The sequence below is a fragment of the Desulfolithobacter dissulfuricans genome (assembly GCF_025998535.1).
GTDB classification, from domain to species: domain Bacteria; phylum Desulfobacterota; class Desulfobulbia; order Desulfobulbales; family Desulfobulbaceae; genus Desulfolithobacter; species Desulfolithobacter dissulfuricans.
This window is the reverse complement of the sequence record NZ_AP024233.1, coordinates 1607699-1631316: the sequence shown is the minus strand read 5'-3', so window position 1 is coordinate 1631316 and position 23618 is coordinate 1607699. Positions and strand designations below refer to the sequence as shown.

20 protein-coding genes and 1 pseudogene are annotated in these 23618 nt (G+C 58.1%); 8 read left to right on the top strand and 13 right to left on the bottom strand.

Features of this window, described 5'->3' with window-relative positions; genetic code table 11:
• Window positions 1-4 precede the first annotated feature (4 nt).
• Together cimA and GF1_RS07205 are read right to left on the bottom strand one after the other, a co-directional pair.
• A pseudogene (gene cimA, locus GF1_RS07210) lies at window positions 5-1590 on the bottom strand (citramalate synthase).
• Between the two features lie 28 nt (window positions 1591-1618).
• Window positions 1619-2884 (bottom strand): aspartate kinase, encoded by a 1266-nt coding sequence (locus GF1_RS07205; RefSeq protein WP_267928952.1) that lies wholly within the window; start codon window positions 2882-2884, stop codon window positions 1619-1621.
• A gap of 225 nt (window positions 2885-3109) precedes the next feature.
• On the opposite strand from GF1_RS07205, the gene GF1_RS07200 reads away from it, so the two are divergent.
• The 4 genes from GF1_RS07200 (at window position 3110) to rlmN (ending at window position 7014) form a co-directional block, all read left to right on the top strand.
• A complete protein-coding gene (locus GF1_RS07200; protein WP_267928951.1) occupies window positions 3110-3613 on the top strand; it encodes a tRNA (cytidine(34)-2'-O)-methyltransferase in 504 nt (167 codons plus the stop codon).
• Between the two features lie 50 nt (window positions 3614-3663).
• Window positions 3664-4746: a 3-phosphoserine/phosphohydroxythreonine transaminase gene (gene serC / locus GF1_RS07195; protein ID WP_267928950.1), complete on the top strand. Its 1083-nt coding sequence runs from the start codon at window positions 3664-3666 to the stop codon at window positions 4744-4746.
• Between the two features lie 101 nt (window positions 4747-4847).
• Window positions 4848-5717, top strand: a complete 870-nt coding sequence (locus tag GF1_RS07190) for a radical SAM protein (protein WP_267928949.1) — start codon at window positions 4848-4850, stop codon at window positions 5715-5717.
• 244 nt (window positions 5718-5961) lie between these two features.
• Complete coding sequence (rlmN, locus tag GF1_RS07185) at window positions 5962-7014, top strand: dual-specificity RNA methyltransferase RlmN (protein WP_267928948.1); 1053 nt, start codon at window positions 5962-5964, stop codon at window positions 7012-7014.
• 22 nt (window positions 7015-7036) lie between these two features.
• On the opposite strand, the gene GF1_RS07180 is transcribed toward rlmN, so the two are convergent.
• From GF1_RS07180 to GF1_RS07150, 7 genes are all read right to left on the bottom strand, one after another.
• Window positions 7037-8026: a hypothetical protein gene (locus tag GF1_RS07180; RefSeq protein WP_267928947.1), complete on the bottom strand. Its 990-nt coding sequence runs from the start codon at window positions 8024-8026 to the stop codon at window positions 7037-7039.
• Between the two features lie 358 nt (window positions 8027-8384).
• Complete coding sequence (locus GF1_RS07175; RefSeq protein ID WP_267928946.1) at window positions 8385-9464, bottom strand: HAMP domain-containing protein; 1080 nt, start codon at window positions 9462-9464, stop codon at window positions 8385-8387.
• A 320-nt stretch (window positions 9465-9784) separates the two neighbouring features.
• Window positions 9785-10360: a flavodoxin family protein gene (locus GF1_RS07170; RefSeq protein WP_267928945.1), complete on the bottom strand. Its 576-nt coding sequence runs from the start codon at window positions 10358-10360 to the stop codon at window positions 9785-9787.
• Window position 10361: 1 nt separating this feature from the next.
• Window positions 10362-10970, bottom strand: a complete 609-nt coding sequence (locus tag GF1_RS07165) for a 2-oxoacid:acceptor oxidoreductase family protein (RefSeq protein WP_267928944.1) — start codon at window positions 10968-10970, stop codon at window positions 10362-10364.
• Window positions 10967-11809, bottom strand: coding sequence for a 2-oxoacid:ferredoxin oxidoreductase subunit beta (locus GF1_RS07160; protein ID WP_267928943.1), 843 nt, complete (start codon window positions 11807-11809; stop codon window positions 10967-10969). Before GF1_RS07160 ends, GF1_RS07165 begins: the two co-directional genes overlap by 4 nt.
• Window positions 11810-11830: 21 nt before the next feature.
• Window positions 11831-12967 carry a 2-oxoacid:acceptor oxidoreductase subunit alpha gene (locus GF1_RS07155; protein WP_267928942.1) on the bottom strand — a complete coding sequence of 379 codons (1137 nt, stop codon included), beginning with the start codon at window positions 12965-12967 and terminating at the stop codon, window positions 11831-11833.
• Complete coding sequence (locus GF1_RS07150; RefSeq protein ID WP_267928941.1) at window positions 12960-13253, bottom strand: 4Fe-4S dicluster domain-containing protein; 294 nt, start codon at window positions 13251-13253, stop codon at window positions 12960-12962. The genes GF1_RS07155 and GF1_RS07150 overlap by 8 nt, the downstream gene beginning before the upstream one ends.
• 249 nt (window positions 13254-13502) lie before the next feature.
• Between GF1_RS07150 and GF1_RS07145 the strand changes: the two genes are divergently transcribed.
• From GF1_RS07145 to GF1_RS07135, 3 genes are all read left to right on the top strand, one after another.
• Complete coding sequence (locus tag GF1_RS07145; protein WP_267928940.1) at window positions 13503-14474, top strand: TAXI family TRAP transporter solute-binding subunit; 972 nt, start codon at window positions 13503-13505, stop codon at window positions 14472-14474.
• A 301-nt stretch (window positions 14475-14775) separates the two neighbouring features.
• Window positions 14776-16860, top strand: a complete 2085-nt coding sequence (locus GF1_RS07140; RefSeq protein WP_267928938.1) for a TRAP transporter permease — start codon at window positions 14776-14778, stop codon at window positions 16858-16860.
• A gap of 119 nt (window positions 16861-16979) precedes the next feature.
• Window positions 16980-17489, top strand: coding sequence for a universal stress protein (locus GF1_RS07135; protein WP_267928937.1), 510 nt, complete (start codon window positions 16980-16982; stop codon window positions 17487-17489).
• 14 nt (window positions 17490-17503) lie between these two features.
• Here GF1_RS07135 and GF1_RS07130 read toward each other — a convergent pair whose 3' ends face one another.
• The 4 genes from GF1_RS07130 to GF1_RS07115 all read right to left on the bottom strand — a co-directional run bounded on the left by GF1_RS07130 (window position 17504) and on the right by GF1_RS07115 (window position 21925).
• On the bottom strand, window positions 17504-18673 hold the full coding sequence (locus GF1_RS07130) for a M20 family metallopeptidase (RefSeq protein WP_267928935.1): 1170 nt from the start codon (window positions 18671-18673) through the stop codon (window positions 17504-17506).
• Window positions 18670-20229 carry a KamA family radical SAM protein gene (locus tag GF1_RS07125; protein WP_267928934.1) on the bottom strand — a complete coding sequence of 520 codons (1560 nt, stop codon included), beginning with the start codon at window positions 20227-20229 and terminating at the stop codon, window positions 18670-18672. Before GF1_RS07125 ends, GF1_RS07130 begins: the two co-directional genes overlap by 4 nt.
• A 320-nt stretch (window positions 20230-20549) precedes the next feature.
• On the bottom strand, window positions 20550-20723 hold the full coding sequence (locus tag GF1_RS07120; RefSeq protein WP_267928933.1) for a hypothetical protein: 174 nt from the start codon (window positions 20721-20723) through the stop codon (window positions 20550-20552).
• A complete protein-coding gene (locus GF1_RS07115; protein ID WP_267928932.1) occupies window positions 20663-21925 on the bottom strand; it encodes an ATP-grasp domain-containing protein in 1263 nt (420 codons plus the stop codon). The genes GF1_RS07120 and GF1_RS07115 overlap by 61 nt, the downstream gene beginning before the upstream one ends.
• Before the next feature lie 773 nt (window positions 21926-22698).
• Here GF1_RS07115 and ltrA point away from each other — a divergent pair.
• Complete coding sequence (ltrA, locus tag GF1_RS07110; RefSeq protein WP_267928931.1) at window positions 22699-23604, top strand: group II intron reverse transcriptase/maturase; 906 nt, start codon at window positions 22699-22701, stop codon at window positions 23602-23604.
• Window positions 23605-23618: the final 14 nt, after the last annotated feature.

Genomic DNA, 23618 nt, shown 5'->3' with positions numbered 1-23618 from the left:
CTGGCTACTTGTCCTTTTCATCCTTCATCAGCTTGTAGTTGACCGAATCTACCAGTGCCTGCCAGCTGGCCTCGATGATATTAACCGAGACCCCCACCGTGCCCCAGGAACATTTGTGGTCCCGGCTTTCAATGAGGACCCGGACTTTGGCCCCGGTGCCGTGCTCGCCGGAGAGGACCCGGACTTTGTAATCCACCAGTTCCATTTCCTCCAGGCTCGGGTAGAAGCGGGTCAGGGCCTTGCGCAGGGCGCGGTCCAGGGCGTTGACCGGCCCGTCACCCATGGAGGCGGTGTGCACTTCGTTCCCACCGACATAGAGCCGGATGGTCGCCTCGGTCAGCGGTGGTTTATCCATCCGGTATTTGTTGTTCATGACCCGGAAACCCTCCAGGTCAAAAAATCGCCGCTGGAGGCCCAGGGCGCGGCGCATGAGGAGTTCAAAGCTGGCCTCGGCCCCTCGTACTGGTAGCCCTGGTTCTCCAGCTCTTTGAGTTCGTTGATGATGGCCGCCACCACCGGATCCGAGGCCTCCAGCTTGAGACCGTATTTTTTGGCCTTGTGGAGGACATTGGACCTCCCCGCCTGGTCGGATATCAGGATCCGGCGGATATTGCCCACCTTTTCCGGCTCGATATGCTCGTAGGTGAGTGGATTGCGCTCCACGGCACTTACGTGGATGCCACCCTTGTGGGCAAAGGCGGATTCACCCACATAGGGCTGGTACCGGTTGTGGGGCAGGTTGGCCAGTTCGTTGATCAGGCGGGAGGTCTCATAGAGCCTGTCAATATGGTTGGCCACTTCGCATTCCAGGCCCATCTTGAAGACAATGGCCGGGATGATGGAGGTCAGGTTGGCGTTCCCGCATCGTTCCCCATAGCCGTTCATGGTGCCCTGAATCTGCGTGACACCACTTTGGACCGCCAGGAGCGAATTGGCCACCGCGCACTCGGAATCGTTGTGGCAGTGGATACCCAGCCGTACCGGCCGATCCAGCCGGTCCAGGTATTTTTTTACTTCCTCGACAATGGGCTGGATCTCATGGGGCAGAGTACCGCCGTTGGTGTCGCAGAGGGTGATGGTTTCCGCCCCGCCGGCCACCGCCCGGCCGAGCGTTGCCAGGCAGTATTCCCGGTTGTTCTTGAAGCCGTCGAAAAAATGTTCAGCATCATAGATCAGATGTTCGACCCGGGGACGCAGGTAGGCCAGGGAGTCCTCGATGATCTGCAGGTTATCTTCCAGCTCGATGCGCAGGGCATCAAAGACATGCACGTCCCAGCTCTTGCCGAAGATGGTTATGGCCGGTGTCCTGGCTGCCAGCAGGGCCTGCAGGTTGGGATCTTTTTCCGGTGGATTCTGAAAATGTCTGGTGGAGCCGAATGCGGTCAGTTTGGCATGTTTGAGCTCAACGGTTTTCATCTTCTCGAAGTACTCCACCGCCAGGGGATTGGAACCGGGCCAGCCCCCTTCGATGAAGTCTATACCCAGCTCGTCCAGCTTCCTGCTGACCTTGATCTTGTCGTCCACGGAAAGGTTGAAGTTCTCCGCCTGGGTACCGTCGCGCAGGGTCGTATCATATACCTCTATGTTCATGCGTCACTCCTGCCTCGCAAGCGAGGGCTTATCCGTGCTGTGTCGTGTCCGGTTCGGGAAGTTTCTCGTGTACCGGCTCCTTATCGAGCGCAAAGGCATCGTGCAGGGCCCGGACCGCAAGTTCTGTATACTTTTCGTCTATGATACAGGAAACCTTGATCTCCGAGGTGGAGATCATGTGAATGTTTATATTTTCCTTGGCCATGATCTGAAACATGGTTGAGGCGATACCTGAATGGTTTCGCATGCCGACCCCGACGATGGAAACCTTGGCGATGTCCTCGTCGCCGGTCACGCTTTCCGCCCCGATCTCACTGCTGATCTCCTTGAGCAGCTTCATGGCCCGCTCGTAGTCGTTACGCAGGACGGTAAAGGTCATGTCCGTCGTATTGGCCCTGGTGCCGGTGTTCTGGATGATCATGTCAACGATAATCCCGGCGTCGGAGATGGGCAGAAAGATCTTGGCCGCCACCCCGGGCTGATCGGGAACGTTGTTAATCGTGATTCGGGCCTCGTTCTTATTGTATGTTACACCGGAAACCAGCATGGACTCCATGATTTTTTCCTCCTCCACAACCCAGGTGCCTTCATTGTCGGTAAAAGTTGAACGTACATGCAGGGGAACGCCGTAGCGTTTGGCCAGCCCCACTGAACGGATATCAAGGACCTTGGCCCCCAGACTCGCCAGCTCCAGCATCTCGTCATAGGAAATCCGGTCAATCTTGCGGGCATTCCTGCAGATATTGGGATCCGTGGTGAAGACCCCGTCCACATCGGTGAAGATCTCGCAGGCATCGGCCTTGAGCGCCGCGGCCAGAGCCACCGCCGTGGTATCGGAGCCACCGCGGCCGAGCGTGGTGATGTCGCCGTCGTCGGTCACCCCCTGGAAGCCGGCAATGGTGACCACCCTGCCCTCATCCAGGTGTTTTTTTATCCGGTCGGTGTCGATATGTTTGATCCGGGCCTTGGTATGCATGGTGTCGGTCTGGATCCGGACCTGATCGCCGAGCAGGGAAACCGCGTCGCCGCCCATCTCCTTGACAGCCATGGCAAACAGGGCAATGGTGACCTGCTCGCCGGTGGAGAGCAGCATGTCCATTTCCCTGAGGCTGGGAATTTTCTGGATTTCATTGGCCAGGCCGATGAGTCGGTCGGTTTCACCGGACATGGCAGACAGGACCACCACCATCTGGTTGCCCTGCTGCTGGCAGTCCAGGACCCGCCTGGCCACCGCCTTGATCTTGTCGGTGGACCCCACGGACGTTCCACCAAATTTCTGGACTATAAGCGCCATGATCAGTTCACTTGAGTTAGGTTTGAGGTTTCGGGATTTCAGGTTCGGTCTGCCTGAAGGGAAAAGAAGAGGAAACACGTGGCGGTCCGGACCTGATTCCAGTTTCGGGCTGAAAAACCGAATGTAAGACGTATTTTTAATTTTGCAAGCTCTATATATACTGGTACTGTATGCGGTTCAGTAAAAACCACGGTTCAGAAACCTGTTCGAAAAGAAGAATCATTCATGCAAGACACCGGAAAAAAAAGCTCTCCGTTTCATATTGCCCTGGTGGAGCCGGAAATTCCGCCCAACACCGGTTCCATTGCCAGGCTGTGCGGGGCCACGGATTCGGTCCTGGACCTGATCCATCCGCTGGGGTTTTCCACCGACGATCGACATCTCAAACGGGCTGGACTCGACTACTGGGAACATGTCCGGATCAATCACTGGCCGGATGTGGATGCCTTTCTTGAGGCCCAGGATGAACAGAGGCTTTATTTTTTCACCACCAAGACCCGCCGGCCCTACTACGAGGCCCACTTCCGTCCCGGCGATTGCCTGGTCTTCGGCCGGGAAACCAGGGGACTGCCCGAGGAGATCCTGGACCTCTACCAGGACCGCTGCTACACCATCCCGATGACCAACCCCAACATCCGCAGCCTCAATCTGGCCATGAGCGCCGGGATTGTCCTCTACGAGGCCCTGCGCCAGCAGGCGATCTCTTCTTCCTGCTGCAGGAACAGTTAGTTGATCTGGATCAGTGACCTGTAACTTTCAGCCTAACAAGGAGTAAACCAATGCCTGAACGTATCTATAACTTCAGCCCCGGACCAGCCACCCTGCCCTATTCCGTACTCCAGGAGGCGGCAAAAGATATTGTCAACTACAAAGACCGGGGCATCGGCCTCATCGAGCTGAGCCACCGGTCGAAGGAATTCATGGCCGTGGCCGAGGAAGCCGAGCAGCTCATCCGCGAACTATTGGCCGTACCGGACAACTACAAGGTCCTCTTTCTCCAGGGCGGCGCCTCGTCCCAGTTCTTCATGATTCCCATGAATCTGCTCGGCGAGGGCAAGAAGGCAACCTACCTCAACACCGGGACCTGGTCCAACAAGGCGATCAAGGAGGCCAGGCTCTTTGGCGATATCGAGGTGGCATACTCCAGCCAGGAGCAGAAGTTCAACCGGGTGCCCCGGGATGACGAGTACACGGTGGCCCCGGATTCCGAGTACCTCTATTTTGTCTCCAACAACACCATCTACGGGACCCAGTTCAAGGACATGCCCAGGGCCGACTGCATGCTCGTATCCGACATGTCCTCCGACATCCTCTCCCGGCCCATAGACGTGAGCAGGTTCGGGATCATCTTTGCCGGGGCGCAGAAAAACATGGGGCCGGCCGGCGTGACCGTGGTCATCATCCGTGAGGACCTGCTGGAAAGGGCTCCGGACAACCTGCCCACCATGCTGAAATATAAAACCCATGCCGACAAGGGCTCCATGTTCAACACCCCGCCCTGTTTTGCCATCTACTGCGTGGGCCGGGTCATGAACTGGCTCCGCGAGCAGGGCGGTGTCGAAGCCATGCAGCGCCGCAACGAGGAAAAGGCAGCCCTGCTCTACAGTGCCATCGATGCGACGGATTTCTATCGCGGACATGCGCAGAAGGAGTCCCGCTCCATGATGAATGTCTCGTTCAACCTCCCCTCTCCGGAGCTGGAGGCAAAATTCATAGCCGAGGCCGCCGAGCAGGGGCTGGACGGTCTCAAGGGACATCGGTCCATCGGCGGATGCCGGGCCTCGATTTATAACGCCTTTCCCCGTGAAGGGGTGGAAAAGCTGGTGGATTTCATGGACCGGTTTGCCAGGGAAAACGGCTGAGCTCTCTTTTTCTCTTTCTTTTTTTTCCCTCCTTCTCCTGAAGGAGAAAATATCGACCTGCTTCCGGCCCTGACAGCTGCCGGCAACCCTTGAGGGATTTCGTGCAGTACGAAGGAACCATTATCCGGCCCCCATCCGAGGCCGGTTCCATCATTCTCCAGGTCACGGTGGGCTGTTCCCATAACCGGTGCACTTTCTGCGGCGCTTACCGGGACAAGACCTTTCGGGTCAAGGACCGGCAGACCATTGCCCGGGATCTCGCCTTTGCCGCCCGGTACTGCCGGCGCCAGAAGACAGTGTTTCTGGCTGACGGCGATGTGCTTGTCCTGCCCCATGCCCGACTGGTGGAACTTCTTGGTCAGATACGGGCCAGCCTGCCCTGGGTCCGCCGGATCAGCCTTTATGCCAACTGCCGGGATATCCTCCGCCTGGATGTGGACCAGCTGCGTGAACTGCGCTCTCTGGGACTTGGCCGGGTATACATGGGACTTGAAAGCGGGGACGACACGGTCCTGAAGGCCGTGCACAAGGGTGCTGATGCCCGGTCCATGGTCCGGGCAGGACGGCAGGTGCGGGAGGCAGGTCTTTTTCTCTCGGTCAGTTGCCTGCTCGGTCTTGGCGGGGTCGATCGGTCAAGGGAACACGCCCTGGCCACCGCCCGGGTGCTTGGCCGGATGGAACCGAGCCAGATCGCGGTCCTGACCCTGATGCTGCTCGAAAATACCGAACTTGGCCGGGCCGCGGCCGAAGGCCGCTTTGTCCTGCCGCCGCCGGACCAGCTCTTTGCCGAGCTGCGGACCCTGGTCGCGGCCATCGAGGTCAAAAGGGCCCAGTTCCAGGCCAACCATGCTTCCAACTATTTCAGCCTGGACGGACGGTTACCCCGCGACCGGGAAAAATTTCTCGCCATCATCGACCGGGCCCTGGAGGGGCATCTGGCCCTGAAACCGGAACCACTCCGAGCGCTGTAGCGCAGGCAGTGCGGAATACAAAAAAAGGTGATTACCTACAAAGCTCAGCTGTCATCGAGCTGTTGTCCCCTTGGAGGGTGGGACGAGACTTTCACATAAACCAGCATGGCTGGACCAGGTAAGCGACCGAAGGGAGACTCCGGGTTTCGGCACGGCCCAGCCACAACAGATAGCGAAGACTTCGACATATGAAAATAACAATGGAATTATCCAAACTTGTGGTGATTTTCGGATAAAAAAATATATGGAACAAGAACTCACCGATCTCAAAAATCTCGACCAGCAGGGCCTGATTCGGTTTGTCGAATCGCTGGGCCAGCCGGCCTTCCGCGGCCGGCAGATCCTTGCCTGGCTGTATCGCCCCGGAGTCACGGATTTTTTTCAGATGACGGACCTGGCCAGAGAGTTCCGGGCTGTCCTGGGTCGTCATGCGCGGATCAGTCGCTTCACAGAGCCCGTTGTCCAGCAGTCCCGGGATGGCTCGGCCAAGTTCGGGTTCCGGCTCGAGGACGGCTTTGTCATCGAATCGGTTCTCATCCCCGATGAGGACCGCAACACGCTCTGTGTTTCGTCCCAGGCCGGCTGTGCCATGGGCTGCCGGTTCTGCATGACCGGAAGCATGGGGTTTACCCGTAACCTGCAACCGGCCGAGATCGTCAACCAGGTCTGCGCGGTCCGCGACTGGATGCTGGAATACGACCGGGGCAGGCTGACCAACCTGGTCTTCATGGGCATGGGGGAGCCGCTGGCCAATCTGAAAAACCTGCTCACCGCGCTTTCCATCCTCACCGAGCAGCGGGGTCTTGATTTCGCCAGCCGACGGATCACGGTCTCCACCTGTGGGCTGGTCCCGCAGATGATGGAACTGGGCCAGGCCACGGATGTGAACCTGGCCGTCTCCCTGCACGCGGCCGATGACGTGACCCGCAGCCGGCTCATGCCGGTTAACGACCGCTACCCCCTGGCCGAGCTCATCGAGGCATGCAAAAAATTTCCCATGAAAAAACGGCAGCGGATCATGTTTGAATACACCATGCTCGCCGGTATCAACGATTCGGACGAAACCGCGGAAAAACTGGCCCGGCTGCTGCGAGGGGTTCCCAGCAAGATCAACCTGCTCGCAATGAATGCCACTGATAATGAGGAGTTTCGCAGTCCGGGACGGGAAAGGATGCTGCGGTTTCAGCAGATCCTGCGCAGACACGGCTTTTCCGTGTTCATCCGCCACAGCCGGGGCGAAGATATTCTCGCCGCCTGCGGCCAGCTCGCGGGCAGGCACAGCTCTCCGCCGGTCTGAGCCTTTCCCTTATCCCTGTCTGTCAGCGTTCCACAGCTATACCGCGATCTTCCAGGGCCGATCGGTAGGCCCACTTGCCCAGCTCTGTCCGGAACTTTTTTTCTGCCCGGTGGCGGGAGGCCACCTCCCAGGCGCAGCCGACCACGGCCTCGGCAATCTCCTCTCCCCTGGCCTCGTCAGCCAGGGTCACCCGGTTGTTTTCGTACTGAAACGGCGAGCTGAAGGGGTCGAGAAAGGGGTACTTGTCCAGGTGGTCGAGAAAACACTGCTTGAGCAGAATGACAGGATCCTGCCGGCTGCGCCGTTTCATGATCCGACCATAAATCTCAAGAAATTCCTCCAGGGCGGTGGCCAGATCGGCAAAGGATTGCGGCCCCGCAGTCTCTTCCGGATGGCTGTTCCCGGTCCGGACCTCCGCTTCCACCTGCTCCCTTTGAAAATGTCCCACTCTGTAGGTTGCCTCGGTTCCGGCCAACCGCTCTACCAGGCCCTGGTAGGCCTCCCTGGCCGGACTCAACCCGCCCTGCCCCCAGGAGTAGGAACCGCCTACCCGTTTTCCCCGGTGGAGAAAAAGCAGGCCGCTCTCGCCGTTTTGCAGCTCCACATCGACAAAGCCTGAAAACTCTTTTTGTTCCAGTCTGTACATGAGCTCCGGCAGGCCGATGTCCCTGGAGGTGAGCAGGTTCCTGGCCCGGCGAAACGGTCCCATCTGGCTCCAGAAAAAAATCGCATTAGGGTCCAGGTAATAGACGCTAACCACAAAATTTTTGGCGTTCAGGGCTTCGAGCACTGGTTTCAGCGAAGGAGAGACCCTTGACTGGGCACCATCATCCTGGACAACCCCGCGCAAAATTTCCTGTTCATCGAAATAGATCAGCAGTTCCTGATCGACAGCCCGACAGTAGATACAGCCGCTGCCTATTTCGCCCTGAAGATGCTCGACAAACTTGTCAATCCGGAGATAATAACTGTTGAGACCAGTGAGATGTGGTTTTTCCCTTGGAATGAGCATGGACAACCTGTGGGTTACGGTGGTAGTTGTGACTGATCGGCACCGGGCAGACTGACGCCAGGTTCCCGTCACCTGGTAGATCGTGCGAGGGACTGTGGTTATCTGGTCTGGCCGAACCTGTTTTCTGAAGAATCCATCAGGCCGGCAGCCCGCCGGACGGGGTCGTACTCACTGTCGCGGGCTGGCCTGAAGGACCTGATCTTCAAGGCCTGCAGGACAGCATTCCCTTCACGGAGTTCCATCAAACCAGCAGGAGCACCGGACAAAGGAGCAGGCGGAGCGCCAGGAGCGTACATTCAGGCAGCATCTTCACGGGAGACCTCTCGTCCTGCACAGGCTGACAGAAAAGAGAAAAAAATCAGCGGCTGCGCAGCCTTTCAATGGCGGCTTTTATGGAATAACGCATCCTCTCGAAGGCCAGGGCCAGCTCCCGGACTTCCCTTGGCCCCCTGGGCTGGACCACCAGGTCCACCTCGCCAAGACTGATCCGGTTGACAACCTCTGTCAGTTCCTGCAGGGGCCTGGAAATGGCCCGGGCCAGGAGGAGAAAGATCAGGATGCCACTACCCAGGATCAGGCCGAGCAGGGACAGGGAGGATGAGGAGAGCAGGGCTTTTCTGATAGTTCTGTCGATGTCCGCTCCATAGATGCCGACGTGAATTTCACCACCGGTTTCATCCAGGGCCAGGACCTGGTCATGGATCCGCTGGCCACCGATCAGCAGCTCGGCATCCTGTTGTTGCTGGCCCTTTTTGAGCCTGTTTTGCCCGATGATACCCTTCGGGAAGCCCTTTTTCCGGATACTGGCTGCAAATTCAGGGGAAAATCGACCAGGATCACTGAAAAATCCAGCCACCACCACCCCGCGGTCGTTGACCACCGCCGCATAGGCGACTCCGGGCAGGCGGCTGATCCGTTCCGCCTCTTTATTCACCTGCAGATAGTTGCGGATCAGCAGCGGTTTGGTGATAGAACCCTTGAAGGCCATGGCGATGGCCGCGGTCCGCAGCCCGACCTGTTCGTTGACCAACTGCGGGATATACTGCATGGAGATATAAGCCAGGGCAGAGGAGATGGAAAGAACACCGACAAAGAGCGCCAGCAGCAGGTAAACCGAGATGGGCATTCCCCGGCCACGGTTCGCGGGAACGGCTCTGGACTTATCATCCTTTGCCGCTTCCGGAGCCGCGGAAGAGTCCCTGGGCATGGTCCCGGAGTCCTGCTCCTTATCGTTTTTGTTTTTCTGCTCTGCCCGGTCATTCTCCCCCCTGGCAGCGGGTCTCGGTTTGGGACCAGGCGGAGTGGTTTTTCTGGGTGCCGGCTTTTCCACGATGATCAGGTGTCCACACTGGCGGCAGGTGAACCGGGCCCGGTCCCCTTTCATCCGTGTTTCATCGATGTTGTATTTTTTAGCGCACTCCTCGCAGATAACCAGCATTAACTTCCTCCTTGTCCCGCAACAGGTTATCCAACTTGCAGTAGGGTTTATGGCCATTGATGAAGGGAAATGGTGACCTCTACTGTCAGTTATATGTTTTGGAAAAATTCTGGTCAATTAAAAACATGGGAATATGGAAATCCCTGGAGATGGCAGGATATGACCAGCGGAAAAACGTGTCAGGACGCAGGACATGAAGAAAGCAGAAAATAAAAAACCCGTATCCGGTGGGGAGAGCCCGGAGGATACGGGGCTGGAAAAACCTGGGTCCCGGAGGCGACGAAATCGGTCCCGGGACCCAGGCAGAGAAAAGACAGGGATCAGGAGTGGAGTTTCTTCAGCAACCAGGCCATGTTCCGGCCCAGATTGCGCATGGTCGTCACGCCTTCCTCGTCTCCGGCAACCTCTCCCTTGTCTCGGCCGATACCGATATTCCAGTAGGACGAACCGACTATGATCATCTGGCCGATGGTGAAGAAGTGGTTGATGGAGTCAAAGACGTGAATGGCCCCACCCCGGCGCCGGGCCACCACCGCCGCCCCCACCTTGCGCCGGTACATGTCGCCGTTGGCCCGGGAGACCATGCCGCACCGGTCTATGAGGGCCTTGAGCTCGGTGGACAGATCGGCGAAATAGGTTGGCGAGGCCAGGATGATGCCGTCGGCTGATTCCATCTTCTCGATGCACTCGTTGATGCAGTCGGTCGTAACCGCGCACCTCCGGTCCTTGTTCTTGAAGCAGGAGTAGCAGGCGATGCAGCCGTGGGGATGTTTACCTGCCAGTTGAACCAGCTCGGTCTCGATCCCCTCCTTTTCCAGTTCCTCGAAAACATAGCCGATCAGCATGGCCGTGTTGCCGTCCTTGCGGGCACTGCCGTTGAACGCCACAACCTTCATATTACACCTCCTCGTCTTCGCTCATGATCGATCGGGGCAGGCTGTTCAGGTCTATCTTGGCCGCCTCCTCGATCCCCCGTTTGAGGGCCTTGGAGTTCATCTCCTCGGTTCCCGGCGGAACCCTGGCCAGCAGGGCCTTTTCCAGGTTGTCCAGATTCACGAGTCCGCAGAGCAGGCCCACCGCGCCAAGGGCCACCATGTTGGCCACCAGTTCCCGGCCGATCTCCTCGCGGGCGATCTGGGTAAAGGGAATGGTGATGATCCGGCTGGTGGGATACTGCTCCACCAGGTAGGAATCGACGATGAGCAGACCGTTTGGCTTGAGGTCGTAGAAATAGGCATCGCAGGCGGCCTGGTTCATGGCCAGCAGCAGGTCGAGCTCCAGCGCTTTGGGGTAATCGATGGGAGAGTCGCTGATAACCACTTCGGCCTTGCTCTTACCACCCCGGGCCTCGGGACCGTAACTCTGGGTCTGGCAGACATATTTGCCGTCATAGACCCCCACCGCCTCGGCAAAAACCACGGCCGCGGTGATCAGCCCCTGGCCACCTGAACCTGAGAACCGGATTTCGTAACGCTCTCTCTTCTTGGTTTCCTGTGTTTTTTTCATTTCTGCCTCCTTGCCGCCCGGGCCTTTTCCCGCACCTTCTTGTACTCTTCGGTGGAGATGGGCAAATCACGGTCGGCCAGTACGCCGATGGTGATCTTTCCCTCCAGCTCCTCGGGAGTGAGCGTTGACGCCTTCTGGATGGTGACCGCTTTTTCCTTGAAACTCCTGAGCATATCCACGGCTCCGCCGAGCTTGTTGCGGCGTCCGTACTGGATATGGCAGTTGGAGATCACCTCGACCACGGCAAAACCCCGTTTGCCGATCGCCTGTTCGATGAGCCGGTCCAGGAGATCGGCGTGATAGACCGTGGAGCGGGCAACAAAGGAGGCCCCGGCGGTGACGGCCAGTTCGGCGATGGAAAAGTCGTGCTCTATATGACCATACACCGAGGTGGTGGACTTGGAACCAAAGGGCGTGGTCGGTGAGTACTGACCTCCGGTCATACCGTAGATGGAATTGTTGATGATGATCGCGGTCAGGTTCAGGTTGCGCCGGGCCGCATGGATGAAGTGGTTACCACCGATGGCAGTGGCATCGCCGTCCCCCATGATGGTGATCACGTTGAGGGCCGGGTTGGCCAGCTTGACCCCGGTGGCGAAGGTGAGGGCCCGGCCATGGGTGGTGTGCAGGGTGTTGAAGTCCAGGTAGGTGGGCATGCGGCCGGAACAGCCGATTCCCGAGGCCAGCACCACCTCGTCCTTGCTGAGTTCCAGCCGGGAGATGGCCCGGAGCAGGGCACCCATGACGATGCCGTTGCCGCAGCCCGGACACCATACGTGGGGGAATTTCTTGTTATGGCGCAGATATTCGTGGCGAAGCGCCTGAGCCGAAATAGGCATGATATGTATCCTCTCTCTCGCTTAAAGTTTGACGAGTTTCTTGAAAATTTCCATGGGGGTGATGAACTGGCCGTCGACCCGGTTGTGCTTGACGATCCGGCAGTCATACTGGTTCACCCGCTGTACCTCACGGCTGATCTGGCCCAGGTTCATCTCCGGGACCAGCACGGCCCGGCACTGCTGGAGGAGCGGGCTCACCGTCCGGCGCGGAAAGGGAAACAGGGTGATGAGCTGCAACAACCCGGCCTTGACCCCGTTTTCCCGGGCCTCCTGGACCGCGCGCATTGCAGGTCTGGTCACGGAACCGTAAGCAATGACCACCACTTCGGCGTCGTCGAGCATAAAGCCCTTGGTCATCTGGATCTCAGGAAAACCGCGGCAGATCTTCTGGGTGATCCGCTCGTGGAAAGCCTCGATCTCGCGGCTGTTCTGAGTGGGAAAACCCAGTTCATCATGGATCAGGCCGGTGACATGATGGCGGTACCCTTCGCCAAAGGGCGCCATGGGCGGAACTCCGCGGGTATCGCCCTCATAGGGTTTGTACCAGTCCGGCGGCATGCTCGGCCGGATGCGGTCAACCACCTTGATATCACTCTGGTCGGGCAGTTCCACGCACTCACGGGTATGGGCCACCACCTCGTCGGAGAGCAGGATGACCGGAACCCGGTATTTTTCCGAGAGATTAAAGGCCTTGACCGTGATGGAAAAGGAATCGCTTACCGAGGAGACAGCCAGAACGATGATCGGGTGATCGCCATGGGTTCCCCAGCGGGCCATCTGCACGTCGCCCTGGGCCGGACAGGTGGGCAACCCGGTGGACGGTCCTCCGCGCATGACATTGACGATAACGCACGGCACTTCGGCCACACAGGCAAAGCCCAGGTTTTCCTGCATCAGGGAAAAACCTGGTCCCGAGGTGGCGGTCATGGCCTTGGACCCGGCCAGCGAGGCGCCGATGACCGCGCCGATGGAGGCGATTTCATCCTCCATCTGAATAAAGGTGCCGTCCACACCGGGCAGCAGGACAGAGAGCTGCTCGGCTATTTCAGAAGCCGGCGTGATGGGGTAGCCGGCAAAAAACCGGCAGCCGGCGGCCAGGGCCCCGTGGACAATGGCCTCATTGCCCTGCAGCAGTCGGCGGTTGTTGGTCTCAGGCATCGTTCTCCCTCCTCTTGGGTGTCCGGGCAGACACGGTGATGGCAAAATCAGGACAGTGGATTTCGCAGAAACGACAGCCGACACAGCGATCGGAGTCGGTCATGTAGGGTTTACCGTTCTTATCCGCCGCGATGATCTTCTGAGGACAGAAGGCGATGCAGATGCCGCAGGCCTTGCACCAGGCAAGGTAGAAAGCGACATCAAACTTCTCTCTTGTCTTGCCCGTTTTACGGGCTGTTTTCTTCTTGCAGGCAGTGCCTGAATCTGTGGGTGTTTTGTTTGCCATGATCTCTTCTCTCCGGCCGGCCCTTGGATCAGATTCCGCCCCGTGGAACCGCCTCTGGCCGACCTTTTTTTCTGGGTTATCGATAGCTCCGCAATACAGACTCTCCCAAAAAAAAGCAAGAGAATCTGGAGCTGGATTCTTTATTTTTTTGGGTGATGATTCGCTTGCCAATTGGCGGTTTGTTTAATATAGAAAAATGGTAACCAAGCAACACCCAAAACCCCTCACCAAATTCATCAGGAGGTACGTATGAAGCGAGGAATTTTAGCGACAGTTGCACTGGGAGCAGCCATGCTGTTCACCCTTGCCACGGCCCAGGCAAAGACAACCTTTGTCACCATCGGTACCGGCGGCATCACCGGTGTCTATTATCCCACTGGCGGCGCCATCGCCAAAATGGTGAACAAGAAGAGAAAGCAGTACGGCATCCGGGCCACTGTCGAGTCCACCGGCGGCTCGGTATTCAACATCAATGCCGTTATGAGTGGTGACCTGGAGTTCGGTATCGCCCAGTCCGACCGCCAGTACCAGGCCGTCCACGGGCTGGCCGAGTGGGAGAAGAAGGGACCGCAGAAAGACCTGCGGGCCGTGTTCTCCATCCATCCCGAGTCGGTGACCCTGGTGGCTGCGGTGGATGCCGGCATCAAGGATATCCGCGACCTGAAAGGTAAGAAGGTCAACATCGGCAATCCCGGTTCCGGTCAGCGCCAGAATGCCATTGACGCCCTGGAGACCGTGGGTATCGACTACAAGAAAGACCTGCAGGCTGAAAGCGCCAAGGCCTCCGAGGCCCCGGGCCTGCTCCAGGACGGTCGTATCGACGCCTTTTTCTACACCGTTGGCCATCCCTCCGGAGCCATCAAGGAAGCCACTTCCGGCGCCCGCAAGGTACGTTTTGCATCCATCACCGGTATCGACAAACTCCTGGCCAAGTATCCCTACTATGCCAGCTCGGTCATCCCGGTGGCCATGTACCCCGGAGCCCAGAACGACAAGGACGTCCCCACCTTTGGTGTAAAGGCCACCCTGGTGACCAGCGCCAAGGTACCCGATGACGTTGTCTATGCCATCACCAAGGAAGTGTTCGACAACTTCGACGACTTCAAGAAACTGCATCCTGCCTATTCCACTCTGACCAAAGAGTCCATGCTCGAAGGTCTGTCCGCACCGCTGCATCCCGGTGCCGTGAAGTACTTCAAGGAAGTCGGTCTGATGAAATAACCCATGCTCGCAGCCGGCGGCAGTCTCTGCTGTCGCCGGTTTTCCGTGTCGGAAATCGTTTTCCGGGTACCGGTGCCGGTACCCGGAAAATGGAGTCCGGTCCAGGCGGCAGAAGGTGTCGCGATATTGTCCAGAAGGACAACGGCTCCCCGAGAGTACTGCGTCTCCCCGCTGTCCCGGCGGTCAGGGATGGCTTTGCATGGGGCCGTCTGTCCGGGTCATGTATATTTTTTGACAAGGCGCCCCCGATACACTGCCGATCGGGGGCTTTTTTCTGGTTTATATTGTGATTGGTACTGATATGAGCAAAATTCGAGTCGAAAAGGTTGATGACGGAGTTGAGGTTGCCAGAAAACTGGCCGAAGCCGAGGAAGGGATCGGCCGAAAGCCGGAGGGCTGGCAGAAGTATCTTATACCAACCATTGCGGTCTGCTGGTCCCTTTTCCAGCTGGCCCTGCCCAAGTGGATCCTGCTGGATTCAACCTATATCCGGGCAATCCACCTGGCCTTTGCCCTGGCCATCGTCTACCTGAACTATCCCCTGTTCAAGAAACCCTATTTCGGCCTGAAATATTTCGCCGAGCATAAAAAAATTCCCCTGCTCGACATGCTCCTGGCCGTGACCGCCGCCCTGGCCGCCCTCTATATAATAATTGACTACGAGGGTATCACCACCAGGTACGGGGCCCCGAACACCATGGACCTGGTGGCCGGGATCGGCCTGGTTATCCTGTTGCTGGAGGCAGCCCGGCGGACCATCGGCCCTGCCCTGCCCTTTATCGGCTCCTGTTTTATCGCCTATTCCTTTCTCGGGCCCTACATGCCCGACCTGATCGCCTTCAAGGGCACCTCGTTGAACCGTTTTGTCGGGCAGATGACCATGTCCACCGAGGGTATCTACGGTATTCCCCTGGACGTGTCGGCGACCATCGTCTTTCTCTTTGTCCTTTTTGGCGCCATGCTGGACAAGGCCGGTGCCGGTCATTACTTCATCCAGCTGGCGCTCAGCCTGCTGGGGCGTTTCAAGGGCGGGCCGGCCAAGGCTGCGATCATGGGCTCGGGCCTGACCGGCCTGGTCTCCGGTTCCTCCATTGCCAATATCGTCACCACCGGCACCTTCACCATTCCCATGATGAAGAAGGTTGGCTATCCGGCCACCAAGGCCGCGGCCACCGAAGTGGCTGCCTCCACCGACGGGCAGCTTGCGCCGCCGATCATGGGCGCGGCCGCTTTTATCATTGCCGAGTACGTCAACGTGCCCTATATCGAGGTCGTCAAGGCTGCCGCCGTTCCGGCCTTTGCCTCCTATGCGGCCCTGTTCTTCATCTCCCATATCGAAGCCTCCAAGCTCGGTATCCGCGGCCTGCCAAAGAGCGAACTGCCGCCCTTTTTCCAGACCCTGCTCTCCGGTGTCCATTACCTGGTGCCCCTGTTCATGCTCCTCTACGAGCTGATCGTGGTACGCCATTCGCCGGAACTGGCCGCCTTCAACGCCATCTGGGTCATGGCCATTATTATGCTCTTACAGGAGCCTTTCCTGGCCTGGAAGAACAAGAAACCCCTGGGTCCGGCCTTTAAAAAGGCCATTGTCCAGATTTTCGAGGCCCTGGCCTCCGGGGCCCGCAACATGGTGGCCGTGGCCCTGGCCACCGCCGCGGCCGGCATCATCGTCGGCGTGGTGGCCCTTGGTCTTGGCAACCTGATCTCGGAGATCATCGACGTGCTGTCCATGGGCAATGTCTTTTTGATGCTCGTCATTACCGCTCTCGCCAGCCTGATCATCGGCATGGGGCTGCCCACCACCGCCACCTATATCGTCATGGCCTCCCTGACCGCGCCTGCCATCGTCAACATCGGTGGCATGCAGGGCTTTATCGTTCCACTCATGGCAGCGCACCTGTTCTGCTTCTACTTCGGTATCCTGGCCGATGACACCCCGCCGGTGGGCCTGGCTGCCTATGCCGCCGCTGCCATTGCCAAGTCCCCGCCCATCGCCACCGGCATCCAGGGATTCATGTATGATATCAGGACGGCCATTCTGCCGTTCATGTTCATCTTCAACTCAGATCTGATTCTGCACAATGTCTCTTCCTGGACCCAGGGTATCCTGATTTTTGTCATGGCCTGTATCGGCAACTTTGCCTTTGCCTCGGCCACCCAGGGCTGGTTCATCACCAGAAACAAACCGTGGGAGATCCCTCTGTTCCTCTGCGTCACCTTTATCCTGATGCGACCGGATCAGATCGCCTCCTGGCTCGGCATGCCCCATGACCAGCGCTACTGGACCTACCTGATCGGGCTGGCCCTGTACGGTATGCTCTATCTCATGCAGCGGCCGCGATGCAGGAAGGATGCCGGCGGCCAGGTGGCCATGTCCCGGGCTTGATATGATCATGCTTCCGCCGGGATCTCCGGATCCCGGCGGTTTGTTCCCAATCCTGCGCTTCCCCTAGGAAAAGGAACGTTTATAAAAAAATACCTACCATTGCCGGAGAGACACTTGTCATGTCAGATTTCAAGAAAATCATGGTTCCCCTGGCCTTCTCGGCATTCTCCCAGGATATTCTCCAGTTTGCCGCCAAGCTGGCAAAACCCCTGGATGCCGAGCTGATCCTCATTAATGTGATCAATGAAAGGGATATCGAGACCGTGCAGGTGATCACCTCGTTCGGATACGAGGTGGACGAGGAACATTATCTACAGCAGCTGCAGCAGCAGCGTATCGGTATGCTCGAGGAGATGATGAAAAAGGTGGATTTTCCCGAGGAGCAGGTCCGCTTTGTCTTCAAGGTGGGCCGGCCGGCCTCAACCCTGCTGAAGTTTGCGGTCAAGGAAAATGTCGACATGATCGTCATGGGGATAAAGGCCAAATCCGAACTGGTCCATGCCTTCACCGGTTCCGTGGCAGAAAAGCTCTTCCGTCGCTCGCCGGTGACCATTGTCTCCTACCGGGACGAGCACAATGCCGGCCGTCTTCGCAAACGTATCCTGAAGGATATGGACCGGGAAAAATAACAGGGAAACGATAATCAGCGGGCTGCAGGAGTCGAGAATTTCCCGGCCAGGGCGGGCAGCAGGGCGGTGAGGAGGCGGGTCCGGGCCGGCAGGCTGTCCCGGAGCATGTATTCTCTGTCGCTGTGGTCATGCTCCCCGATGGGACCCAGCCCGTCGAGAACCGGGATAAATTCGCCCATGGTGTTGGCGTCCGAAACCCCCTGGCGGACCTCCCGACAGATCCCGATACCGAGTCGCCTTGCCTGCTCGGCAGCCAGGATGAACAAATCCCTGTTGGCTGCGGTTTCTTCCAGGACCGGCCGCCGGTTGGTGGTCTCCAGCCGGGCGGTGGTTCCCGGAGTTACGCAGGTTTCAGCGATCCGCCCGATCCGCTCCTCCAGTTCCAGGCCTGCCGCCCTGGTGGTGTACCGGGTGTCGATCCGGGCCTCGGCCTGTTCCGGCACCGTGTTGGGACCTATGCCTCCCTGGATGATACCCACGTTGACCACCACGCCCTGTTCGGGCTTGTTGAGCTCTTCCAGGGCAAGAACCTTGCGGGCCAGTTCCAGGACCGCACTGGCCTTGTTTCGACCGACAAAGGCGGCATGCCCGGCCTGGCCTCTGATTTCCAGGCGGTAGCCGGTTTTGCCGCGCCGCCCGGTGACCACTTCTCCCGAAAGGCCCCCGCACTCGGTGACCAGCCCACAGCAGGCTCCCCTGGCCAGCTCCTGGATGAGTTCGAGGGAGGATGGCGAGCCCATCTCCTCGTCGGAGTTGAACAGAAGAACCAGCGGCAACTGCTCCAGAACTCCCGCCCGGGCCAGGGCCTGGACCGCGCCGATGGTGGTCACCAGCCCGCCTTTCATGTCAATGACCCCCGGACCATGGACCCGTGGTCCGTCTTCCCGGTACCAGTTAAAACCGCTCTCTTCCGGAAACACGGTATCCATATGTCCGGTCACCAGGATATAGGGCTGGCTGTGGCTGGCCCGGGTCCGGAAGATCAGGTGGTCGCCGAACTCCCGAACCCGCACGGTTTCCAGTTCCAGCCCGAGCCCCTCAAGCCGTTTCCGGATGACCGCCCCGACCCTGTCCACCCCTGACTTGTCGCCGGTGTAGCTGGAAATGAGGACCAGTTCCCGCAGGAGTGAAAAAAGGTCCTGGTCACGCTGCTCCAGAAAGGACAGAGCCTGGTCGACACTCATTTTCCGTACCGGGCAAAGGAAAAGTTGTCGTCGTCCCCGTACACTTCCGGATCGGCATCGGGATAGCGGACCTCTTCACCTGACCACGGTTTTTTCAGGATCAGCTCGTTGCCTTCCCGGCCCATCACGTTGGAGCGGTGCATGGGAATCTTGCCGCCGGCGGTGGCAATGTACCGTGGGATGGCATCACCGGAGATGTTGCCGTACATGGATTCAACAATATCGCGGCCTTTTTCCACCGGGACCCGGAAGTGGACGAACTGCGGGTTCCGGTAGGAACAGTTGAAGATGTAGTAGGGACGCACATAGGACTCGTGGATGGTCTCGCACAGCTTCCACATCTTGACCTGCGAGTCGTTGATACCCCGCAGCAGGACGGCCTGGTTGAGCACTGCACTGACCCGTTTGGAAATGTTTTTAAAGGCGGCCCGGGATACCGGGGTGATCTCCTGGGCCGTATTGATCTGGGTAACCACCCGGAGCGGTTTTCGGTCATTGGATGCCTCAAGGATATCGAGGAGTTCATCGTCGATACGCATGGGCACGGTCACAGGGACCCTGGTCCCCAGTCGTTTCATCCTCACGTGGTCAATGGAGTCGAGCTCGTCGAGCAGCCACTTGAGCAGGGAGTTGGGCAGGACAAAAGCGTCCCCGCCGGTGACCAGGACATCGCGAATCCTCTTATTGGCCCGGATGTAGTCCAGGGCCTCACCGTAAGCCTGTTTGGAGAACATTTTGTCCTTCTTGCCGATGTGGGCGATCCGCAGGCAGTGGGTGCAATACATGGCACACATGTTAGTCGACTTGATGGTCACCACCCGGGGATAAAACTGGTCCACCAGCCGGGCCGGGGAATGGTCCGCGGCCACCGGCGGAATCTCGACCCCGGCATTATCCACCATTTCCCCGGTGGGAATGGACTGAAGCATAATGGGATCGTTGAGGCGCGGCATGATCAGGCTGGTGTAATAGGGCGTCAGCCGCATCCGGTAATTTCTGGTCACCCGGGCAATATCTGCCACCGCATCTGCGGGCAGCTCGATGAGCCGGGCCAGCTCCTCCACCGAAGAAACCGCATGGCGGATCTGGCCGGAAAAGGTATTCCAGGCCTCCTCATCCATGCCAAGGGCCTGGCGGATCCGGGCCTGGTTCTCCAGTATCCGGTCCCAGAGCTCGATTCCACTCGGCGCCTCCTGGTCCTTGACATCCAGGTAGGCGTCCACCCTGGCGTTGGCAGCCTCGACAATGGGCCTGGCCCGGTCGACCCGTCCGCCCACGGAAACCATGTGCTCGTCGATCTCCTGATGCTTGCGGGCCAGGGCCTCCAGCTGCTCCCGCTTGAGCCCCAGGCTGTCCGCACGGATATTCTCCTCTTCCCGGAGGGCCTTGAGGCGGGCAAAGAGCTCGACGATGGGACCGGTCAGGTCCTCCTCTTCGGCCCTGATTACCATGGTGTTTATTTCCGCCTGCAGGGTGTCGTCCGGTTTGGCGCCGTCTTCTCCGGCATACAGTCTGTCAATCAGTTCCGTGGTATAGCTGTCCAGTTCGTTATTCATGATCCTCTCCTGCTGTGGCTGGTGCAACCCGGCCTCGTGCCGGGTTCTGCAGCTGTTCGATCGTAGCAGTTTGTGCAAAAATCACCACAAGTCTGGATAATTCCATGGTGATTTTCATATGTCGAAGTCTTCGCTATCTGTTGTGGCTGGACAGTGCCGAAACCCGGAGTCTCCCTTCGGTCGCTTACCTGGTCCAGCCATGCTGGTTATAAAAAATATCCCATTGATCTCCTGCCCGGGAGCTGGTGTTCGCCCCGCTCCCCTGCCCCCTATGTTCCCGATTTAGGCTACCTTGAAAAATTGTATTTTCAAGGCACCCGTTACTCAATGGTCAGTTCAATGATTTCCTTGCCCTGGCGCAGTCCCTCCTCCACATCCCGGCGGTTGCGGGCCACGGAAACTATCCGGGCCAGGAAGGTGCCGGGCAAAACGGTCAACCCGGAACCGATATGTTCGAGGATGACAAAATCCTTGAGCAGCTCGCCCTTGGCCACCTTGTAAAACGTCTCCCGTTCGTAGGGATTTTGCGGGATGTAACCGCGAGTTGAACGGGCCTGCTTGAGTTTATAGTTATAGGTTCCCCAGTGCAGGGGAACAGCGTCATCGGCACGTTCCCGGGTATTTTCAGGGAAAGAGCCGGAAACAACGGCATGGTACTCCAGCTCGGGCAGGGACGGACTGCCCGGGGCAGGGCCTGTTCCAGGGTGTAGCAGAATTCCAGGGTCGTTCCCTGCTTGCGGGCATTGATTTCCAGGAAGTAAACGTTGTTCTTCCGGTCCACCAGGTAGTCGCAGCCAAAGATCCCCCGGTAGCCGCGGCGGCCCAGCTCCCGGCCTACCACCCGGGTGTACTCCTTGAGTTCATGGACGATATCCAGCGGCAGTACCGAGGGCCAGCTCGAACCGACAAAGCGGTTGCCGTCCTCGATGTTCTGATCCGCAACCCCGGCAATATAGACATCCTCTTCATTGGCCACTACCGCGAGCACCGTGGGATCGAATTCATGCGGGATATAGCGGGACATGAGATAGATACAGTCCTCGGCGCCAAAAAGGTGGACAATATCGGCCTGGCTGTGGGTGATACCACTGGCCGCGCCGGCCGCAGAGTAGACTTTGGAGACAAAGATGCCGTCACTCCACTGCTGACGTTTCTGCTCGGAACGAAACAGCAGATCGCTCATGGACTTGCAGATCTCAAATTCGATCACCGGGATCTTGTCGCGGAGCATCTCGTACTGGACCATCTTGTTGTTGAACTTCCGGGCCAGTTCCTTGTCCGGGCCCAGAATGGAGACCCTGTCGCGCTGATCCAGGGTCATGTTGGGATCGCTTTCATACATGTTGATATAGAGATGATCCTGGTGCTCGAGAATCCGGTCGATGAGCTCATGAACAGCGGGATGGGTGGAAACCGCCTCCATGAACCGACCCGGCTCGGTCCGGAAACAGATGCGGTTGCCGCTTATGGCCCGCAGCTGCTCGAGCATCGGTGATATCACCATGATATTGCTGTAATTATACTGGTGGAGTATGTCTGGAATAACGGAGATAAAGGCCACCGGCCTGTTCATGGTTCGGGCAAACATGTCGCGCAGGAACAGGTTGAGTCCATAACACTTGAGTTCCCCGATATAGAGAAAATAGTACGTCTCGGGATCAAGGGTGTAGTTACTGAAATAGATATCATTATCCATGGCTCGGGTGCCTTTTATTGAGGTTCACTGTTCCCCTGATGTTATGCTGGCTTCATAACGCCGGCGTTCAAAGGCTGCAACAGATATTTGTCCCCGACTGAAAATAACCTTCCGGCTCGGCCGGCTCACTCCTCTGGACCCTGCCTCAGGACGGTTTGCAAAAGGGAGAAGAAACACTCGATCCCGCCGACAAGCAGAGAAAAAAACAATCTGATTACCATCAATCTTCAGCATTGAAACCGGTGTCGACCTCGTGTGCCAGGCGAAGCTCTGGCGAACCTGGTGGCTGCGATGCCACCCGCGGTAATTGCCTGTTCACCGCGAAATCGCCGACCCGGCGTGTAGGGGTAACCCGAATCGTCAAGCAGGGTCGGAAAAGGCCGTAAGGTCAGATAGAGTATAGGCCGTAACATCTGTGAACTCGATTCGGCCTCGTTACACATTTGGCGGCGGCGACCCTCCGAGGTCATGGGGAAGCCAGTCATTGACGCGATGAGACAACAGGAGCGTTGCGTTGGGCCGCCCGGGGTGTTTGGAGATGGCATGTACTCAAGGGAGCGCCAGGGAACCTGGGAGACCCGGCGGGACGGGCAGGGCAGCAGATAGCCCGAGTCCAAACGCTGGAGGGGAATGCATAACCCTCTGTGCGGTCCCGGCCGGGAGTCGGACCTGCCCATAGTAGTGTTGAAGCGGGGTAACTCCCGTGGAGCGAAGGGGCAGGACTTTGATCGTGTTTCTGACAATGGAGGAAGTCCCGCTTGGAGTACACATGTTTGTCTCCCACTACGGATAAACGGGCAGGGCAGGAGTTCGGCCTGAGCCCGAAGGTCTCCCTCTTGCGAAAGAAACTGGGCCACAAGGCCAAGCAGGAACCGGAGTTTCGATTCTATGCCCTGTACGATCGGGTGTATCGCCTGGATGTACTGCAAAGTGCCTGGAACCGGGTTTACGCCAATCGAGGCGCTGCCGGGGTGGATGGAGTAAGCCTTGCGTCCATCAAGGAGAGTTCGGAAGGTGTAGCAGGCCTGCTGCAAACAATACAGCAGGAATTGAAGGATAAGACCTACCGGCCCATGCCGGTGAAACGGGTCTATATCCCAAAGGCGAATGGAAAGATGCGTCCGCTGGGTATCCCGACCGTCAAGGATCGGGTTGTACAGATGGCGGTCCTGTTGATCCTGGAGCCGATTTTCGAGGCAGACTTTGAGGACTGCTCGTACGGATTCCGCCCGGGCCTTAAGGCCCATGATGCTCTCGCCGCGATTCGGCAGGCGCTCAAGGCGGGATTTACTGAAGTCCTGGATGCGGATCTGAGCAGCTACTTTGACACGATTGACCATGGCAAACTGATGCAATGCCTGGAGCGTCGAATAGCTGACCGATCCGTTTTGAAGCTGATCAGGATGTGGTTGAAAAGCGATATCGTTGAAGAGGATGGGCAGGGCGGTCGCAAGATCACTCGCTCCCGCAAGGGTACGCCACAGGGTGGAGTCATCTCGCCTCTGCTGGCCAACATCTTTCTCCATGAATTCGACCAACGCTTTCACAGCTCGGAAGGTCCCCGCAATTTTGCCAACGCAAGGCTGGTACGATATGCCGACGACTGGGTTATCATGGCTCGGTACATCGGACCTCGCATTCACGCCTTTGTTGACAAGACGCTGGGGAACTCGACCTGATCCTGAATCGGAAC